The sequence below is a fragment of the Mesoplasma grammopterae ATCC 49580 genome (genome assembly GCF_000701525.1).
Taxonomy (GTDB): Bacteria; Bacillota_I; Bacilli_A; order Mycoplasmatales; family Mycoplasmataceae; genus Mesoplasma; species Mesoplasma grammopterae.
Genome location: NZ_KL370789.1, coordinates 138,987 through 159,427, shown reverse-complemented (window position 1 = coordinate 159,427; position 20,441 = coordinate 138,987). Strand labels below are relative to the sequence as shown.

Sequence of the window (20,441 nt, the reverse complement as noted above, 5' to 3'; positions counted from 1 at the left end):
AAAAGGAGGCATCCACATGAATCAAAAAGTAATTTTGCATCTTGATATGGATGCTTTTTTTGCAAGTTGTGAGCAAGCTAATGACAAGACTTTAAAAAATAAACCAGTTGTTGTAGCAAGAAATAATGATAAAAGTATTATTATTGCTGCCTCATATGATGCTAGAAAATATGGAATAAAAGCAGGAACGCCTATATTTGAAGCAAAACAACTGGCTTATGGTGAATTAATAATTAAAGAAGGTAATAGAGATCTATATGAAGAATATAGTGAAAGAATATTTAATTTAATAAAAGAACAGTTTACGTATAAGGTAGAAGTTTTAGGAATTGATGAATGTTTTATTGATGCTACTAATATTTGAGAGAAATATGGAAATGTTCAAAATTTATGTTTAGCTATTCAAGCTGCAGTTTATCAAGAAACAGGTTTAACTTGTAGTATAGGTGCTAGTTTTACAAGGTTATTTTCAAAAATGGGTAGTGATATGAAAAAACCTAATGGAATAACAATAATAACAAAAGAAAATTTTAAAACTTTAATATGAAATAAATCAATCAAAGATGTTATTGGTGTTGGTAGTTCATCTTTAGAAAAAATGGAATTATTAAACGTTAAAACAGTTAATGATTTTGTAAAACTTGATGAAAAAATAATAGCTGAGAGTTTTGGTTTATCTGGACAAAAAATGTATCAAAAATTACATGGAATTAAAAATGATGAAATAGCATATTGAGAAACATCAGTTAAATCAATATCTAAAGAAAAAACTTTTGATAAGAAAAATATGGCAATTGAAGATATTGAAGAAATATTATTTAATTTAGCAGAAAAAGTTGTTTTAAGAATGCAGAAGAATAATATCCTTGCAAAAACTGTAACATTATCAATTAAGTTTTATAATCAAGAAATTAATTTTGACAAAAAACAACATAAAAAAAGAAGAACTTATAGTGAAACTTTTGGCGAATATACAGATAGTATAGAAAAATTATACTCAAGAGTTAAAGTGATTTTAGATGATATTTATGATGGTGAATCTATTTCTTTAATTGGAATTGGAGTGACTAATTTAATTGAAAAGGATAAACTGGTAAAACAACAAAGTTTTGAAAATATAATTATTTAACTTTAAATATGCTCTTTTTGCAAAAAAACATAGTTTTATAGAAGCGTTTAAATATTTTATAGAATTCTATTGTTACTTTCTATTTAAACTTTTTTAATTAGATATTTTTGGTTTTTTTTATTCAAATATTTTTTTAATAAACCATCAAGGAACTTAAAAAGCATTGAGAGTTCTTGGGAATTATATAAATTTAACTTGTTTATAAAATCTTTTAATTCTTTTTCACTTAAATTTGAATCAAAAATTTTTTTGCTTGCTTCAAAAAAAACCTTTTTCCCATTTAAATTTTGATTACTTTTGTCATATTTACCAAATATAAATTCTCTTCTGTTAAAAGAAAATAATGAGGTTTTAGTAAATAAATAAATATCAATAAAAGTATACTTAGTTTTTACAAATTCTTTAAAAAAAGTAATTTCCATTTTATTAAAGTACGTAAATATAAATTTAATTCTATTATTTGTTAAATACTTTTCAATTTCTTTACCTAAATTATTTTGTTTAAAATTTAATTCTTCTTCTGATTTTAAATTAATAAAATTAAAACTTTTTTCCTCAATTGCTTTCAATTTTCCATCTTTTATTTCACATATTAATATTCCACAATAAAAAGGAAATCTATTTATATTTTCTTTTTCATTTTTTATTAAATCTTCACCAGTCCCAAAAGCTTCAAGATCTAAGATTGCAAATCTTCCTTTAATATCTGCTATTTTTTTGCAATCTTTTTCTAAAAAAAATGTATCCCTGTATCTAACATAAATCTCTTCTTTTGTATCCCTATTTTTAGAAAACATTTTATAGTTTTTTCTATTCATTTTGTTTGCAATCTTTCTATTTTTATATATTTTGTACACTAATTTTAGCACACTATATTTATGAAAATGATGATTTCATAATGCAATTAGATATCTAAAAAGCCTAAAGATTTTTATATTAAGTTCCGTTTCTAATTTAAAGGAAAAATATATTAAATTCTTATTTTTTATTTTTATAGGTATTTTATCTATAACTGATATTTTCTTTTCATTTTAAAGTTTTGAAAATATAATTATTTAATGTATAATCATATTTAATATTATTTAAACGAAAGTTATAAAAGAGGAAAATTTTTATGAAGTTTGGACTTAAGAAACAAGGGATAACACTTATTGTGATATCTTCTTTATACGGTATTGGCGCAGTTGCCTCTACTATACCAGGACTTGGAATCGAATCTATTAGATTTATTAACTCAGTTAAAAAACAATTACAAATTATTATGCCAAAAGACAAGTATGTTTTAGATGCAGAAAGCCCATTATATGAACCAATTATGCATAATGTTATTAGAACTTCATATTTAGCTGATGCTATCTCAACAATTGATTCTTTTAATGCAGCTGAAAAGGACAAATTTACACCTTTATATACTGATTTTACAAATGATTGATATACAGAAAGATGACAACCAGTTATTGATCAAAAACAAAATATTGATTTTTATGACATTGCTACAGATATGATTAAATTTGATCAAGCTATTGCATCAGAATTTCAATCATATGGTTATGTTAATACTGGTACTCAATGAATTTTCCATAAAAATGGAATTAGTGAAATATTTTCAAGTGATTTAAGAGAAAATGCAATTAAGCAACAATCAGTATGAGATCAAGATGAATATGAAGATTTAATTGAATCTACTGGTCCTGGATTGACAGGAATTACAGTAAAACAATCACCAGGAACAAAACTAGTAAATAACAAGGTATGATTTTTAAATCAACAAATTGATTCAATTAAATACGCAATTAGTATTCAAAGTTTACAAAATCCGTTTGTAGACAAAAACTTAAGAGTTGAAGATGTTGCTGATTATGTAACAATTGACGACTTATATCACCCTAACTTTACAAGAGGTCTTACAATGGCTCAATTATCATTTATTTTTATGTTATCAGCTGTTGTAGTTTCACCTACATGCTTAGGTTTTGGAATATGAAAATATAAAAAATGAGAAAAATCTGAAATAGTCGAAAGTGCAGGAGAATAAAATGAAAAAGTTATTAGCAATTTTAGCGGCAACAGCATTAATAACCCCTGTAGTTACTAGTGTTATTAGTTGTGGTGAAAATCAAGAACCATTCACTAACAATCCATTAATGATTGGAAAAGGAATTGATAAATCAAAAGCAATCGATGACAGTCAACCAGGTGAATATGGTTTTACTAATTTTTATATAGTTGGTGATAGTTTAAGTGATACTGATGGAATCTCAAATTTAATCAAAACTAAGTTTGCAAATCAAATGGTTGATTTAAATGTAAGTCTATCAGGGGCTTATGGCTATGAAAAAAATGATGTTCATTATTCAGCATTTAGTAATGGAATGACAGCTGGAACAATTTTGTCAGAAAAATTAGGTTTTGGGGAAATGAAACCAAGTAATTTCTTATCTAAAAAAGAAAGCACAAATTATGGTAAAAACTACTCTGTTGGTGGAGCTACTGCAGCTAAACTTGATTTTCCAACTGGTATTTTATTAAATGATGCAACTATTGATAGACAAACTGAAGCTTTATTATCTCAACATAAGATTAATAACAATGATTTAGTGTTTTTTGAAATTGGTGGTAATGATTTATTTTCATTAATTGGTTTTGAAGGAAATGAAGCAAAGCAAGTAGAATTTATGAATGATAGCATTGATAGAATAAGAACAGCATTATTTAATTTATTAAACAACGGTATAAAAAACATAATCTTTATGACTCCTCCAAGAATGGACTTTCCACCAAGATATCGTGACATTTTTAATGAAGCTAACGCAGGGAACTCTGAAGCAAAGAAAAGGGCTGAATTTATAATTAATATTTGTGATGAATATTATTCTAAAATAATGAATGTTCTTAACGAAGTTGAACAATACTATCCTGATTCAATTGAATTATATGATTTATACAAAAAAACTAATGAGTTAGAAAATGAATTTAAAAAAATAGCAGGACCTGATGCAATTATTGATAAAGCATATAGTGATGGTCAAGCAATAGAAATAAAATTAAATAATGAGAAAATGACATTTAATACAGATCCAAAATTAGATTTATTTGATAATGTTTCTAGTGTAATAAACGAATTTAAAAGTGATATTGTATTTGGAGCTAAAAATACTTTAGACATTACAATTTCAGCAACAAGAACAACTTCAAGAAGTTTATATATCAATGATGAGCGTGATAAAGATATGAGTAATTTTTTCTTTACTGATTTTGTTCACCCAACAAAACAAGTTCATGAACTGGTTTCTGAAATTCTTTTAGACCATGCAAAGGAGTTGAGTAAGAAATGAGAAAATTAATTTCTTTATTGGCTGCTATAACTTTAACAGCTTCAGCCTCAGCTTCTGTAATTGCTTGTGGTCAAATACAACCTAAAACAAAAGATCCTGTTGTATATAACTCTCAAGACATTAATATTTTGCTTAAACAAGTAGCTAAGGCATATTATTTAAATTCAAATGAATCTACAAATTATGATTTTAATTATGTATATGAAAATATGATTAAGAATAAATGAATAAAGCAATTAGATGCAACTGCTGAAACATCAAATACTAATGGAATAAATAATAATTCTCGTTTTACTGACATTCAATCTACATATTTTGGCAATGAATTAATAAGTAGTAAATTAAATGATAAAAGTGATATTCAAATTATTTCTGGAACAGCACCAAAAGATCCTAATATGATTATGAATATTTCAAATATCTATCCTACATTAATTTCATTTATGAGTAATGGACAAATAATTGAACTGATTTTATTTTTAGTAGATTTAGGAATTACTTTAATGCCACAAATTATTTCTGATCAAGGATTATTAGATTATGCAGCAGCATTATTACCAGATGCCAATATTAAAAAACTAGCAGATGCTTTAAGTCCTTCAACTGCAAAATATCAAAATTACACAATGGAAGAAGTTTTAAATTCATCTATTGTTGATTTTAGTAACGCTTTAAATGTTTTTGCAGGTAAAGAAGCAAGATATAAAAATTCAACAGCCAAAGAAGCCAATGAATGAAGAGCAGCAGCATTAAATGGTTCTGTTTTAGCCATGCAAGATTTATCAAAACAGTCTAATGTTAATTTAAATATTGTAGATAATTGAGATTCATTATGTTCAATTGTTAACTTTGCTAGAGTATTAGTTATCTATTTAAATAACTTTGCTACTCAAAGATTAGAAATTATAGAAAAATCAGAATCAAATATTGAAACACTTTCATGAAGTAATTTACAAAGTATTAGAAGTGCAAAATATTCTGAAGTTAAAAATGAATTAGATATCAAAAATTTAATCAGATATTTAGATAAAACTTTTAATGATGAAAGTGGTAAAGAAATCCAAAATTTACTACAATTTTTATTTAGAGGGCACAATAAATATAAACCAGCAGCTAATGGGTTAATTCCTGATATAGATGGTTTTATGTATAACTTTACGAATACAGTATATGATGATGCTGGTTTAAGTGGAGTTTTTAAAGCGTTATTAAATGGTACTTCAACACCTGATAAACCAATTGGAAGTATGCTTGTGGGTGGATTAGGATTAGTAAGTTCTAATAATAATATAGTTGGTAAACTAAGCGAAGTTATTCTTAAACCTTTAATTACAACAGCTTTAAAAGCAGCTGCTGCGTTAGGAACAATTAACGAAAAAACTGCTAACTTATTAATTGATTTAATTAATAAGGGAGTTTTATTAAAACCATGAGATGTTACATGAGATAAATTTTTAAAACCTTTCACAAATAAAGAACTAAATGAGAATGGGAAAGTTAATATCTTAGGTTTTCCGGTTAGTGGAGATTACACAATTAAAACTTTACTTACTCGTTTAACTGATTTAACAACTGAAGATGATCAACCATTAAAAATAGATTTCAATAATGTTTCTAATTTAGTAAATCAATTACAAGGTGTTGTTAAAGTTGCACAAGAAAATCCAAAAGATTTATTAACTAAATTAGGATATATTAGATCTTCTATTGGTGATGATAAAGAATTTATTAAATCAGGTTCATTCTTTGATTATTTAGGTAAAATATTAAATGATACAAAAGGAAGTAATGGTTTATTTACTGCTTTAAATAATAAAACAAAAGAATTTAAAGACATGCAAGAAACATTAAAACAAAAAATGCAAAAACAATTTGATTCAATTGAAGTTTCAAATGAAAAACAAATTGATGATAATAATTTTGAGTATGTTATAAATGATAAAACTACTGTTGCTACTATTACAATAACAATTAAAGTAGTTAAAAATAAATACTCAATATCAGCAATGAGTATTAAAAATTAATTTAAAAAAGACATTAATCTTTAAAAGGATTAGTGTCTTTTTCTTTTTTCTTTTTAACAATATCAGCTTTCAATAATGCTTCAGCTTCTTTTGTTCTTTTTTTATTTGTACTAACTATAGTTTTAGCTTCTTCTTCAGTTATATTTTTATCTTCGCTAATCATTTTTTTGATACGTTCTTTTTTAATTATTTGTGCTTGTTCATATTCTTTTTTGGCTACATAGCTTTGATATCCTAAACGACTAATCATTTCAAATACTGATCCTACTATTAAACCTAATAATATAAATACTATCATCACAAAAAACAATGCAGTTATATTAACAATATTATGAGCAACTACAATAAATATCATAGTTAATATTAAACTTAATGAATATAAACCTAAGGAACTAAAAAAATAAATTTTTTCTTTTTTAGTCATTACATATTCTTTTTCTTTATTTAAATCATAAAATTTAACAAATCAATAAAATCCTAATAATAAACTACCAATTAAAAATAAAATGATTTCTGTTATTAATAAGGCTGTTGTATTTCCATTAAACACATCTTTTTTAAAATCAAAATATTTAACCAATAATGTACTTAAAAAGAATAATCCTGAAGTAGTTGCCAAATATTTTAAATACGTTTGCTTTTTACCCATTTGTTTCTCTCTTTTCTAGCATAGTTTCAATAAGTGTTGTATTTCTTCTAGGTGGTGTTATTTTAATTGCATTAAAGAATAAATCACTATCACCTAAAATAACTATTTTATCTTTTGCTCTTGTTACTGCTGTATAAATTAATGTTTTATTAATAAAACCTGAATTATATTTAGGACTATCTATAACTAATAAAACATTATTATATTCACTTCCTTGAGTCTTATGCACACTAGTTGCATAAGATAATTTTACATCACTAAAGTTTTTTGGTTGTAATAATATCTCTTTATCATTAAATTCAGTTAAAACATCTTTTAGTCTACCTATAGCATCATAATTAATTTTAATTATTTTACCTACATCACCATTAGCTAAATCTAAATCAGTGTCATTTTTTAAAAACATGATTTTATCTTCAACTACAAATCGATAATCTCCTCGATCATAGACTTTCTTTTTATCTTTAACATTTTCATTAAATTCATTTTGGATTTGAGCATTGATTTCATCAATCCCTAATCCACCACCATACATTGGGCAAACAACTTGTAAATGATTAGCTCTTTTTTCTAAATCATCTCAATGTTGACCAACAATTTCAGTAACTTTGTTCATGGTGTTTTGATTATTATAATCAAAGTTGATTTCAACATTACTCATAGATTCTAAATCACTTATCTCTAATGTCTCATTTAACACTTTATAAGCTAAGTCAACAATACCATTGCCATTCTTTTGTCTATGAACTGTATCTAGTTTAATTGTTTTTAAAAAATCTAGTTCTAATAAATCAGCAAATGTATTTCCATACCCTACACTTGGTAATTGATTAGCATCACCAACTAAAACTACTTTTCTAACTCGATCACAAGATTGTATAAAACTTGCAAATAATTTATTATCTATCATTGAGCATTCATCTAAAATTACAAGTTTTTGATTTAATGGATTATTTTGTGTAATTTGAAACTTATTAAGTTCTTTTGCTTCTAATAGTTTGTGTATTGTTGTTGCATATGATTTCTTGTATGTTTCTCTAATTCTAGCAGCAGCTCTTCCTGTTGGTGTTGCTATTGCATAATCCTCAGTACCACTCATACGATTAAACAGCTTAACTATTCCTTTAATCAATGTGGTTTTACCAGTTCCAGGTCCACCAGTAATAATAGATAATTTATTATTTGCAAATAATTCTAATGCTTCTCTTTGTTTTTCATCAAATTTAAAATCTTTAATTTTATTTTCATAAGCTATTTCTTCTTCAATTTGATTTATTTCTCATGAAATACCTTCTTTGTTTGCATTTTTAGTGGGTATATTAAGCTTTATTATATTATCTGCAATAATTTGCTCTTCTCTTCAAGATTCTTCTGTATAAATACGATTTTTAGTTAATTTTAAAATACCTTTTTCTTTAGCATATAAAATACCTTCAAAAAGTAATTCAGTATCTTGTATTTTTAACTTACGCATTAAACTTCTTGAAAGATAATCTTTGTTTGTATAAGTATCTCCAGATGCAAATAAAAAATCATCAGCTAACTTTCAAGCTCAGTAAGCTATTCTTTCTGGTGAGTGTAATTCTAATCCAAAATAAACAGCAACTTTATCAAGTTCTTCAAATGAAGCAATTTCTTTATCTTTTGCAAATGATAAAAATGAATTTGAAAAAATGTTTTCAATAATGTCATTATCTTGATCAAAGTGATTATCCATTCAATCTAATATAGAAGTTTTAAGATTATTTTCAAAAAAGATATATCTTAATCTTTCTTGACCTTCTTGTCTGATATTCTCTTCTATCCCTTTTTTAATAATTGGAATATAAATAGCATTAAGTCCTGGTATTTCATTTAATAATTCAATATTTTTAACTAATTGTGTAATTGCTTTATCACCTAAGTGATTTATTATAATTTCAGCCGTTTTTTCTCCTACACCTGGAAATGCAGGGCCTGCTAAAAATTTAATTTGCTCTTTAGTTGAGTGAATGGGTGCTTTTCGATAAGTTTGAACATTAAAACTTTTACCATAACGAGGATGTTCTTCAAAATAACCAGTTATTTCGTACAAAGTTTTTTTATCCATACTAGTTATTGATCCTTTAATACTCATATGTTGTTTTAAATTATCTTCACTAGCAAATGTACCAGTTCCTCAACCAGCATCATTTGAAAAACCATATTTAACTACATATCCTCTAAAAGTTAATAATTCGTTCATCTTCTCACCCTTTATATTTATATATTTTATAACAAAAGTTAGTTAAAACTAACATTTTATTTTTTGAATAAATTTAAATTTAATATGTGATAATTATGATATCGGAGATACTATGATTGAAATAAAATTTAAAAATCAAAATGAAATAGATTCATATAATAAATATAAAGAACTTAAAGGTGTTGAATATCATCAATACATAGCTAAATACTTAAATACTGATGAATATTCTAAAATAGCTGCTGTTATTCAATATGATTTAAGACTTAAATATATTCTTTATCGTTATATTTGTTTCTTTGAAGAGTACATAAGAGCTGTTTTAATGAATTGTGATGTTAGAGACGTAGAATTCTTTTTAAAAGAAAACGTTAACATGAGTGAAGCTCAAAATCTATATTTCAAACACTTAAATAAAATTCAAAGTGCATATAATGATAGACCTATCATTTCTCGTAATGAATTTGATGGTATTCGCGAATTAAGAAATCAAATATCTCATTTTAAACCAATTATTTTAGATAATATTTCAGATAATCAAGTTAATATAAACTTTTTGTATAAAAACTTAACTAAAAACTATCAAGCTAATTTTAAAAATGAAATAAATATGTGTGGTAATGAAATCGATTTAGTAGATCAAGTAAAAATTAAATTTGATAAATAAAAAACTTATTAATAAAATTTAAATTTATGTATTAAATTATTTTTTTATTGTAGAGTACTTGATAATGTAGAATAGTTAGTATATGATTATCCTTGAAAGCAAAAGGAAAATATAAAAATGAATAAAAAAACAACTAAAATCATGGATAAATGATTAAATCTTTTATCTAAAAAGCTTTCTGGATTAAAAACATCAGATCGCAAAGACATAATTGAAAACTATCGAGATTTATGAAATGAAGAATTATCATTAAATAAATCACCTAATGAAATTTTATTAGGTTTAAGACCTATTGATGAAATAGCAAAAGAGCTTTATGAAGAATTTGAAGTGATTAAAAAATCTAAATCAGATATAACTAAAATTAAAATAGTTAATAATAAATCTGAAGTGACTTCTTCTTGAATTAAATCTATAAATAATACATTTATAAAAATCTTTGGATTTATTTATTCAATAATGGCAATATTGTTATCTTTCATCTTTTTTCTAACTTTTGTTGGAATTATTATTTTAATTCCTGTGGCATTAGTTATAGCATTTATTAATTATGAGTTCTTAGTGGTATTACCACTAGCGATTGGGGTTATGGGTATTGGTGTAATTGTTGCAATATTCTTCTTTTTTCTAAGTAATTCTTCTTACTTAACTGTTAAGGTTATTTTTAACAAGTGATCTGGTAAAACTAATGAAACTAAAGATAAAAAGAAAATTTTAAGTAGACTAATGCTTATAATGATAATTATTGGTGGAAGCATAGGTGGTATTGGGGTTATAACATCAACTGTTGGAAGTCAAAGTATATATGGATCAGTTTTATCAGGAAATTATCTAAATCATAATGAAGTTGAAAAATTTGATTTAGATGAAACAATATCTAATGCTTTTGCTGGAAAAGAATCAGAATTTACATCTGAATCAAAAATTTACATTGATTTTGATTGAGGTTTAACTCCTTGAACAATTTTTGAAGCTAAACAGGATATAAACTTATCAGATAATCAAATATCAATTCAAAAGCATTTTAACATTAAAAAAAGTTTGGGTAATGAGTTTAAAATAACTGAACAATCAGAAGCTAGTTATTGAGAAAAAAATGAAAATAGTTCTTATGACTCAGGAAGACTTTATTTAAAATTTAAAATTACAGCACCTTGAAATGCTAAATTCCTTTCAATTACACCAATTAAATACGAAATAGCATATAACTTTAAAATTAATAATATACCTGTTGAAAATATTATTGTAAGATTTTAGTATTATGGATAAAGAACTTAAAAAAGGTATATTGGAGATGTTGGTGCTGAACTTTCTATCGCAAAAAACTTTCTATGCTTATGAATTAAATAAAAAACTTAATGAAGTTGTTGAAACTAATGAATCAACAACTTATGCAATATTTAAGAAATTAGTTGATAAAGGATTTTGTGAACATTTCTTTGAAGAATCTTCAAGTGGGCCAATGAGAAAATGTTATAAAATTACTTCTCTTGGTAGAGAGCAATTGAATAATCAAAAAATAGCATGAAAAGATATTTCAGAAAAAGTTAATTCTTTAGTATCAGAGTAATTGAATATTAAAAAACTAGAAATTATTTTTCTAGTTTTTTAATATTAAACATTTATTTTATTTAACTTTCTTTGTTTTTTAATATATGCGCTAAAGTTAAATAATTCTTCATTGTTTTTAGGCAGATTTAATGCATTATTTTCTAAAGCCATAATTAGATGATTAAAATTGTTTTTTATTTCATTAAATTCTGACTTATTAGTGATCATAACTAGTCTGTCAACTGATTCATTAGTTATTTCTTTTGCTTTAATTGTTATTTTATTATATTGACTATTTAATTCTAAAATCTCTCTAATGTATTCTTCTAACTTATCATTTAAAACTTTTTTATTTGATTTAACATTTTGTAATAAAGTATTATATTTAATAACTTTTTCATTGTTATCTTTTTTATAAGCTTTTAATGCTTTTTTAGAATAATTTTGTTTTTTTAAATCTTTTTTTACATTAATTTTTTCAAGTTTATTTTCAATAATACCTTTTTTGTATAATAAATCTTCTAAACGTTTAATTTGTTCTTTTGTTTCTTTTGAATATAATTCTGAAATTTCTGAAATTTCTGTATCAAATGATATTATTGCTTCATTTTTTGGGTTAATTAAGCTTGATATTTTTTTATATATTTTTTTGATACCTTTTTGTTCATCAACTCTTTCTTTATATAAAAATAAAGTAATAACAAATGCAGAACCTATTGTAATTACAAATCCAATTAAACAGTTAACTAGATTCATTGTTCCACCAGGAATAGCACCTATTGCACATAAAACACCATTACCAATTGCATACAATTGGGTGTTAGTTACACCATAATAGATACCACCAATTCCTGATCCAATACATCCTGCTATAAATGGTGTAACTTTAACTAAGTTGCAACCATAAATTGCGGGTTCTGTTATTCCTAATAATGCAGGCGGAGCTGCTGAAACTGCTACTTGTTTTAAATTTGAATTTTTAGTAATAAATAATAATGCAAAACATGCTCCAAATTGACCAAGAGAACCGATTTCTTTAACAGTTCCTAAAACTAAAGGTGTTCCTTCACCGATTTGTTGATTAATAGGAATATAGAATGCTGCGTGCATACCTGTTAAAACAAGTGGTTGTCATAATAAACCAAATATACCAGTTCCAATACCATATGGTATATTAGCTAAACCATCAATAATAACAAAATATAACCCGCTTTCAACTAAAGCCAATAATGGTCCAGCAAATAAAAATACTGATAATAGTGAAACTGCATAAGTTAGTGAGTGTCTAAAAATTAAATCTACACTAACTGGCATTCATTTTCTTACTCATCTATCAAAGTAAACGTATACTACACCAACAAATATATGTGGTAATATAGATGAAGGATAAGCTGTTACACTAAAAGTTCAATTTCCAAGTGAGAAAAGATCTCATTTTGCTCCTCCAAATAAGAATGGACAAATTAAAGTAAGTCCAATTAAAATACCCATTATTTCGTTACCTTTTAAAAACTTGACTGTAGAGTAACTAAAATATATTCCAACAAATGCCCAAGCAGTTTGACTTAAAATAAAGAATAAACCAGTCACCAATCCATAGTCAGATAGTATTTTTATGCCACCATTGATTAAGCTTTCATTGTTACTAAAAATATAGTTTAATGAAACACTGTCAATAACTCCAGTTGTTTCTAATATAGTTTTTACTAAAGTAATAAATGATGCTGCACAGATAACAGGCACAACAGGTACTAAAACACCATTAACAATTTTAATAAACTTTGACTTAAATGATTCAGTAGGTGCTTTAGTTTTTAAACTAACTTGTTTTTTATTTATAAATTCGGTGAATGTGTCTTTAAGTTTATAAGCATCCGGACCTATAATTATTTGTAGTTCATTTCCTTTTAGGTTAACACCTTTAACTCATCTATTATTTTTAACTTCTTCAGTATTTATTATTGATGTATCTTTGATTTGTAATCTCAATCTAGTGTTGCAGTTGTTAATATTAACAACATTATCTTTTGATTGAATCGCTTTTAATACTTCAGCTGATAAACCTTCTCATTTATCTTGAAAAATTATAGGTAATGTATTACCTTGATCATCCAATAAGTTGATTTCTTCTTTTTCAATATTTGTTTCAGTTTTAATTGTTTTTTCAATTTCTAAAATTAAATCACCTTTTTTATATTCACCAGGTTTTAAGAATATTATTTTATAATCATACTTTTGATCTTGTTCAATAACTATTGGTGTTGATTTTATAATATTATTTTTTTCAAATAATTTAAAATTAACATCTACAACTTCAGTTTTTGGTTCAACAGTTTGTCCAGGTTGTATTTTTAAATCAAACCCTTCACCATTTAATTGAACTGAATCAATACCAATATGCATTAATAAAATATTACCATTTGAATCTTCAAAATGAATAGCATGTTTTGTATGGAATATTTGAACACATTTTCCATAAACTGGAGAACAAATTTTATTGTTCTTTGGTTCAAAGAAAATACCCATTCCAAGTAAACCTTCACTAAAAACCCCATCATTTAATTCTTTTATATCTTCTACATGACAATCTACGGGAGCATAAATTTTAATGTTTTTGCTTTCTGCCATAAATTTCACCTTATTCTACTTCGAATTTTTCATTTTCATTAACTATTTTGTTGTCTCTCACTTCAACAGAGTAGTCTTTGTCATTTATTCTAAATTTTAATGTTTCATTTAAAACATTTCCATAGATTCTTAAATTAATTTTTTCATTATCTATATTGTTAAATTTATACATAGGATTTTTTATCATAGGTATAATTGAATTTTCTTTAACAAAGATTAGTATTTTTTCAATTGGACAATCAATATTATATTTTTTGTTACCTTCATAAATTTTTCTATCTGAAAAATCAACTCAGTTTCCTTCAGGGAAATAAACTTGTCTTTCATATTTTTTATTACTTAAAATAGGAGCAACGATAATATTTTCACCCAACATAAATTGATCATCTATTTTAGCGGCAATTGTATCATTAGGGAATTCAAGCACTAAAGGTCTCATTATTGGTAATCCTGTTTCAATAGCTTCTTTTTCATAGATTTTATAGTAAGGAAGTAATTGTCTTTTTAATTTAGCGGCTTCTCTAGAAATATTTAAGTCTTTTTCTCCAAAATATCAAGGTTCTCTAGCTCCAACACCATGGTATCTTGAAAAAGGTGTCAATAAACCAAATTGTGATCATCTTGCATATAAGTCTTCTTCATTAGCATTAATATCTAAAAAGCCACCTATATCAGTTCCTCACATTACTGTTCCACAAAGTGAATTTGATAAACCAGAAAGTAATTGCATTTTTAGTTCATTAAAACTTGATGCTGAATCTCCAGCTCATTTTCCAACATATTTTTGTGTTCCAATATATCCAGGTCTTGATAAACAGAAACCTTTATCTATACCTTTCACTTCTTGAGTTGCTTCATAAACATATCTTAGATATAATTCAGCATAACCATTTTTAAAACTTGTTCCTTTTTCACCGTTAAACATTACAGCGTCTTCATCAACACTATCACCATAATCAGTTTTAATAAAATCTACACCTTTGTACATTAAATCTTTTATTTTATTTTTTCAATATACAACAGCATCTGGATTTGTTAAATCTATAGCTGAAGCTGTTTCTTGGTAATTACCAAAACCACTTCAAATATGTGCAATACTTCCATCAGCTTTTTTTACATGATAACCTTTTTCGTAAACTTCATTTCACATTTCAGAATTATCTATTTGTAAATAAGGGTTTATTCAGAAACACATTTTAAATCCTTTTTCGTGAACTTCACTAAGCATTGTTTCTAAATCTCCAAATTGATCATCATTGAATTCAAAATTACATGATTTTGTATATCTATTTTTGATTCATTTTGGATCCAATGTAAATACATCTATTGGATACTGATTTTTTATTGAATTTTCAATTTCAGTGAATAATTCTTTTTTATTATGATAATAAAGTCTGTTTAATCATAATCCATAGGCTTCATCTGGAACACCAGTTATTCTACCTGTAAATAAAGTATATTGTTTAACTAAATCTTTTAATGAATCTCCTGAAAATAGAATTATATCTAAACATTCTTCTGTAGACATAAATGATAAACTTTCGGTTGTTGGTGAACCAATTTCTCACTCTGTTTTATGAGCTGTATTTAATAGTAATCCTCAATTTTTTGAAGAATATACTAAAGGTATTCCTGAATAAGCATAATCACCATTTGAAACAGCTTCATTATCTACATTAAAAATAGTTGATTGAACACCGTTTTTAACAAAATTGTTAAATTTTTCACCTAATCCATAAATTAACTCTTCACTAGCTAACTGCATTGTCATAAATGGCTTTTGAATATTATCATCAATTTTAAATCCTAAAGGTGGTGTGCAATATCCTTCTAAATGATCTCATCCTGGTCTTAAAGAAGTCTTTGTTTTTATCTCACCATTAGCGTCTACTAATGCCAATTGGAATTTGTTTTTTGTAATGATAATTTTTTCACCATTTTTTAATGAAATTGCTATTTCATTTTTATCATTTTTATATTCTATTTTTGTTGTTACCATGTTTTCATGGTTTTTATCATAATATCTATTTACTGGGATTTGTTTTTGTCAATATCTTATATTAACTATTCCGTTTTCATATTCAGCAAATGATAAATAAGCTTTTTGAAAATTATTAAAAGTAACTTCCACATAAAGCTTATTGCCTTCTTCTCAAACGTCACTTAATCTTAATGCAATAGCATAGTTTGACTCAATAGAAAAAATTCTTTCATGTTCTACACAGTTATATGCATATTGTTTTTTTGTTATATTATCTCTTATAGACATTTTTGTCACCTCACATTATTATTATAAAATTGGTTTTAGTGAGTGTAACTTGTAGTAACAAGATTTTAAACGTTTGCTATGTATCCAAAATTTAAATATTCAATTGGTCTTTTATCTAATGAGCATTGCAATACTATTTCATCATTATGATAAATTACTGAATATTGACAAACAATAAAATCATTTTTATTAATACTAAAAAAATCAGCATCAAATTTTGTAGCTTTTTCTATTTTGATAAAATTATATGATTTTTTAAATTCAAAATCTTTCTTTAGATAATTAACAACTGATTTTTTTATTTCTTTAAGATCCATATTTAAAATTAGTTTATTATTCAAAAAAACATATGATAAATGTCTTTGTTTATTATTTAAATATCTTGCTTTTGTAAAACAATTATAATCATTTTTATTTAATTTATAATTTTCAATAAATCAATTAGGTAATTCAATTTTGAAGTCAAGAATTTCATTTTTATATTCTGAATGAGGATACTTTTTATCTAATCCTATATTTTTCATTCAGTATTTTTTGTCATTTACAAAATATCCTTTACCATGAATACTATACAGATAACCATCAACTACTAATTCCTTGTAAACATCTCTAGCTAAAGTTCTTGAAACATTAAATTTTATGCATATTTGATTTTCTGAAAGCATTTTTTGATCTGCACTAAATTCATTACTTAGTATTTTATTTTCAATGTAAGAATATATATAATCATGATCCATTTGAAAAAACCTCATTTCTAATATCATTATACTTATTTTATGATTAAATTGAATTTCTTTAAAGTTAAAATAAAAAACACCATTTGGTGTTTAGTTACTTTTTACTTTTTTCTCATTATTTCCCTTACAAAATCAATTGTAATTATAACATATTCATCTTGATGATCAACTATTGAGCTACTATGCTCTGAATCATCAAATATTTTAATTTTATTATTATCTAAATCTTTTGTTTTCTCACAATACATAAGTATTGAATTATTATAATCAATAAATGAATCTAATTTACCATGAATAAATAAAACAGGTAAATCTCTAAATGAATTTAAATTTTTTTGCAAATTCATATCTTTTAAATTAGTCTTAGAATATTTCTTGAAGAATCAATTAATTTTAAAAGATGCAATTCATCAAGGTAATCATTTAAAATATTTTTTAAGAAAAAATCTAATTTGTTCTACTGGTTGAGTCAATGCACAATCAGAGATTAATCAATCAATTTTATTTACTTGATAATACTGTTGCGCTCAATAAACAGCTGTTGCCGCTCCCATACTTACACCAATAATACCTAATTCATCAACATCATTATTATTTTTAACTCAATTAATAACTTCATTTAAAACTTTTGAATTAGTAACTCCAAGATCTGAATATTTCCCATATGTTTTTCCATGAGCATATGCATCAAATGATATTACGTTATATCCCTTTTTATAAAATTGAATTGCGTTTCTAACACCCATATATTTATTTCTTTTAAATCCATGTAATGCAACAACTCATTTATTTGAATTATTTTTCAAGATTAAACAACTTATACTTGCTTCTTTTGATCCTATTTCAAATTCTTCAATTTGATCTTTAGTAAGTTCTCAATTTTTTAGTTTCTTTTCTTTTATATCGGCTAAATAATGATTTAAATTATTCACTTCATGTCCGTTTTCATCATTACCTGCCCTTGGATATTTGAATAAGTATGGAGTAAAGAATTTTGATAGAATTATACTAACGATAAATACTATTGGAAATAAAATAATTGTTCCTAAAACTTTTAAAAAAGTATACTTATATTTTCTAATTTGTTTCTTTGCTTTTTTGTAATTTATATTTTCCATTATTTGTTCCGCCTTTAATACTTTAATTTAGTTTATTTTAACTTAAAAAATAAAAATGATAAATACCTAAGTTAATTTATATTTAAAATAATAAAAAATGATTGATTCTAAAATTTTTTTGAATCAATCATTTTTTGTTTTGTATTCTTATTTTTTTAAATATTTTTTTAATTCTAATCTTATTGATTCTTTTTCGAATCCAAAAGTTTTCATTACATCTTCACCATTTCCAGAATGACCAAATATATCAACGGTAAATAACTTACCTTTTTTACCTGAATATTTATGTCATCCAAATGATGCTCCAGCTTCAATAATACATACGTTCTCAAAATTAGATGGTATGATAGATTCTTTATATTCTTCATCTTGTTCATCAAATAATTCCATGCATGGCATAGATACAACTTTTGCTATGATGTCATCATTTTTTAGTAATTCTGAAACTTCTAGTGCAAGACTAACCTCACTACCAGTTGCTATTAAAATAATATCAAAATCTTCTTCATTATTTGAAACAGTGTATGCTCCTTTTTGAGTTTTTTCTCAACAAGTATTTTTTAGTTGAGAAACATCTTGTCTACAAAAATTCAATGTAGAAGGTGCTTTTTTTTGATTATAAGCATAAACATATGCGCCTATAGTTTCTTTCATGTCAGCAGGTCTAAAATTATATAAATTAGGTGTTGCTCTAAGTCCCGCTAATTGCTCAATAGGTTCATGAGTAGGACCATCAAATCCAACCGCAAGCGAGTCATGTGTAAATACATACAAAGTAGGTAATTTTTGAATAGCTGATAATCTTATACCATTTTTCATATAATCTGAAAAAACTAGGAAAGTAGAATTAAAAGCTTTTAAATTGCTGTGCAATTGTATACCATTTGAAATACATGACATGGCAAACTCTCTAACACCAAATTGTATATTGTTACCAAGTGGATTTTCATTAGAAAAATCACCATGAATTCCAAAAACTTTTGTTGCTGCACTTAAGTCTGCTGAACCACCAATTAAATGATCAGATAAATTTTGCATTTTTGTTAAAGTTTTAAATGAAGAAATTCTTGTTGCTTCTCTTTCATTATGCAGTAATTCTTTAAAATCATCTAATTTTAAATCTTTGATGTTATTTAATTCTTTTCAATCATCAGGATAATTTATTAAGTATTTATCTTTCTGATTGCATCATTCTGAATACTCTTTATCAGTTCTAAGATTCAATTTCTCTTTTCAAAATTCTTTTACATCTTCATTTAAATCAAAATCTTGTTCTATTTCAAACTTTGATTTAATTTTAAATAAATCTTCATTACTAAATGGATTACCATGCATAGCTGGTGTACCTTGATTGTCATGTCCATAACCGATTATAGTTTTTAATTCAATTAAAGTAGGTTTGTCAGATGTTTTAGCTAAATTAATAGCGCTATTTATCTTTTCTGGGTTAAATCCATCTTCAACTTTTATGTAATTTCAATTCATTGAGTTTAATCATTCTTTATAATTCGCTATTTGAACATTATTAACTTTAGTATCTAATTGAACATCATTTGAATCGTATAAAACTATAAGTTTGTTTAATTTCATAACTCCTGCTAATTGTATAGCTTCTTGAGTTACTCCTTCTTGCAAATCAGCATCTCCACATAATATATAAGTTTTATGATCAATTATTTTATTTTCTTTTTTGTTATATTTAGCACTTAAATGCTTTTCCGCAATTGCTAAACCAACACCCATGGCAAATCCTTGACCTAACGGACCTGTTGAAACATCTATTCCTTCAGTAACATCTATCTCTGGATGACCTGGTGTTATAGAATGTATTTTTCTAAAGTTTTTTAAATCTTCAATTTTGATATTAAAACCAGCAGCATATAAAATGGAATATAATAAAGCACTTCCATGTCCTGCTGATAGAACAAATCTATCTCTATTTATTCATTTTGGGTCTTTTACATTTATTTTTAAGTGATTCATATAAAGTTCATGTAGGCCTGGAGCTGCACTCATGACCATACCTGGATGCCCACTTTTTGCATTAACGATTTGTTCTATACCTAATAATCTAATACTATCTATTGATTTTTGTTCTATAGTTTTCATT

General features: G+C 25.2%; 15 protein-coding genes. 7 read left to right on the top strand and 8 right to left on the bottom strand.

Translation table 4 applies throughout. The annotated features are described in order from the left end of the window. Positions 1 to 16: 16 nt before the first annotated feature. Positions 17 to 1,129, top strand: coding sequence for a Y-family DNA polymerase (locus T314_RS0103365; protein ID WP_029512192.1), 1,113 nt, complete (start codon positions 17 to 19; stop codon positions 1,127 to 1,129). A gap of 83 nt (positions 1,130 to 1,212) precedes the next feature. Here T314_RS0103365 and T314_RS0103360 read toward each other — a convergent pair whose 3' ends face one another. Then, positions 1,213 to 1,947: a hypothetical protein gene (locus T314_RS0103360; RefSeq protein WP_029512191.1), complete on the bottom strand. Its 735-nt coding sequence runs from the start codon at positions 1,945 to 1,947 to the stop codon at positions 1,213 to 1,215. Positions 1,948 to 2,243: 296 nt separating this feature from the next. Between T314_RS0103360 and T314_RS0103355 the strand changes: the two genes are divergently transcribed. Genes T314_RS0103355 through T314_RS0103345 form a run of 3 tightly spaced genes read left to right on the top strand, consistent with a single transcriptional unit; the run spans position 2,244 to position 6,488 of the window. Beyond that, positions 2,244 to 3,164 carry a hypothetical protein gene (locus tag T314_RS0103355; protein ID WP_029512190.1) on the top strand — a complete coding sequence of 307 codons (921 nt, stop codon included), beginning with the start codon at positions 2,244 to 2,246 and terminating at the stop codon, positions 3,162 to 3,164. A gap of 1 nt (position 3,165) precedes the next feature. After that, positions 3,166 to 4,473, top strand: coding sequence for an SGNH/GDSL hydrolase family protein (locus tag T314_RS0103350; RefSeq protein ID WP_029512189.1), 1,308 nt, complete (start codon positions 3,166 to 3,168; stop codon positions 4,471 to 4,473). Continuing rightward, positions 4,461 to 6,488, top strand: a complete 2,028-nt coding sequence (locus T314_RS0103345; RefSeq protein ID WP_029512188.1) for a lipoprotein — start codon at positions 4,461 to 4,463, stop codon at positions 6,486 to 6,488. Before T314_RS0103350 ends, T314_RS0103345 begins: the two co-directional genes overlap by 13 nt. Positions 6,489 to 6,501: 13 nt before the next feature. Here T314_RS0103345 and T314_RS0103340 read toward each other — a convergent pair whose 3' ends face one another. Both T314_RS0103340 and recD2 read right to left on the bottom strand, forming a co-directional pair. Continuing rightward, positions 6,502 to 7,137, bottom strand: a complete 636-nt coding sequence (locus tag T314_RS0103340) for a hypothetical protein (protein ID WP_029512187.1) — start codon at positions 7,135 to 7,137, stop codon at positions 6,502 to 6,504. Beyond that, the gene (recD2, locus tag T314_RS0103335; protein ID WP_029512186.1) at positions 7,130 to 9,361 is read right to left on the bottom strand and encodes an SF1B family DNA helicase RecD2; all 2,232 of its coding nucleotides are present in this window, start codon (positions 9,359 to 9,361) and stop codon (positions 7,130 to 7,132) included. Before recD2 ends, T314_RS0103340 begins: the two co-directional genes overlap by 8 nt. 112 nt (positions 9,362 to 9,473) lie before the next feature. On the opposite strand from recD2, the gene T314_RS0103330 reads away from it, so the two are divergent. From T314_RS0103330 to T314_RS0103320, 3 genes are all read left to right on the top strand, one after another. Further along, positions 9,474 to 10,028 carry a hypothetical protein gene (locus T314_RS0103330; RefSeq protein ID WP_029512185.1) on the top strand — a complete coding sequence of 185 codons (555 nt, stop codon included), beginning with the start codon at positions 9,474 to 9,476 and terminating at the stop codon, positions 10,026 to 10,028. A gap of 117 nt (positions 10,029 to 10,145) precedes the next feature. Further along, entirely contained in the window at positions 10,146 to 11,285 is a 1,140-nt protein-coding gene (locus T314_RS0103325; RefSeq protein ID WP_029512184.1) for a DUF1700 domain-containing protein, read from the top strand. A gap of 4 nt (positions 11,286 to 11,289) precedes the next feature. After that, on the top strand, positions 11,290 to 11,598 hold the full coding sequence (locus T314_RS0103320) for a PadR family transcriptional regulator (protein WP_029512183.1): 309 nt from the start codon (positions 11,290 to 11,292) through the stop codon (positions 11,596 to 11,598). A 44-nt stretch (positions 11,599 to 11,642) separates the two neighbouring features. Here T314_RS0103320 and T314_RS0103315 read toward each other — a convergent pair whose 3' ends face one another. From T314_RS0103315 to tkt, 5 genes are all read right to left on the bottom strand, one after another. Next, complete coding sequence (locus tag T314_RS0103315; protein WP_029512182.1) at positions 11,643 to 14,207, bottom strand: glucose PTS transporter subunit IIA; 2,565 nt, start codon at positions 14,205 to 14,207, stop codon at positions 11,643 to 11,645. A 10-nt stretch (positions 14,208 to 14,217) separates the two neighbouring features. Further along, a complete protein-coding gene (locus T314_RS0103310; RefSeq protein WP_029512181.1) occupies positions 14,218 to 16,476 on the bottom strand; it encodes a glycoside hydrolase family 31 protein in 2,259 nt (752 codons plus the stop codon). Between the two features lie 65 nt (positions 16,477 to 16,541). Beyond that, positions 16,542 to 17,213, bottom strand: coding sequence for a GntR family transcriptional regulator (locus tag T314_RS0103305; RefSeq protein ID WP_029512180.1), 672 nt, complete (start codon positions 17,211 to 17,213; stop codon positions 16,542 to 16,544). A gap of 101 nt (positions 17,214 to 17,314) precedes the next feature. Further along, positions 17,315 to 18,331 (bottom strand): alpha/beta hydrolase, encoded by a 1,017-nt coding sequence (locus T314_RS0103300; protein WP_029512179.1) that lies wholly within the window; start codon positions 18,329 to 18,331, stop codon positions 17,315 to 17,317. Between the two features lie 147 nt (positions 18,332 to 18,478). After that, complete coding sequence (gene tkt / locus T314_RS0103295) at positions 18,479 to 20,440, bottom strand: transketolase (RefSeq protein ID WP_029512178.1); 1,962 nt, start codon at positions 20,438 to 20,440, stop codon at positions 18,479 to 18,481. Between the last annotated feature and the right edge of the window lies 1 nt (position 20,441).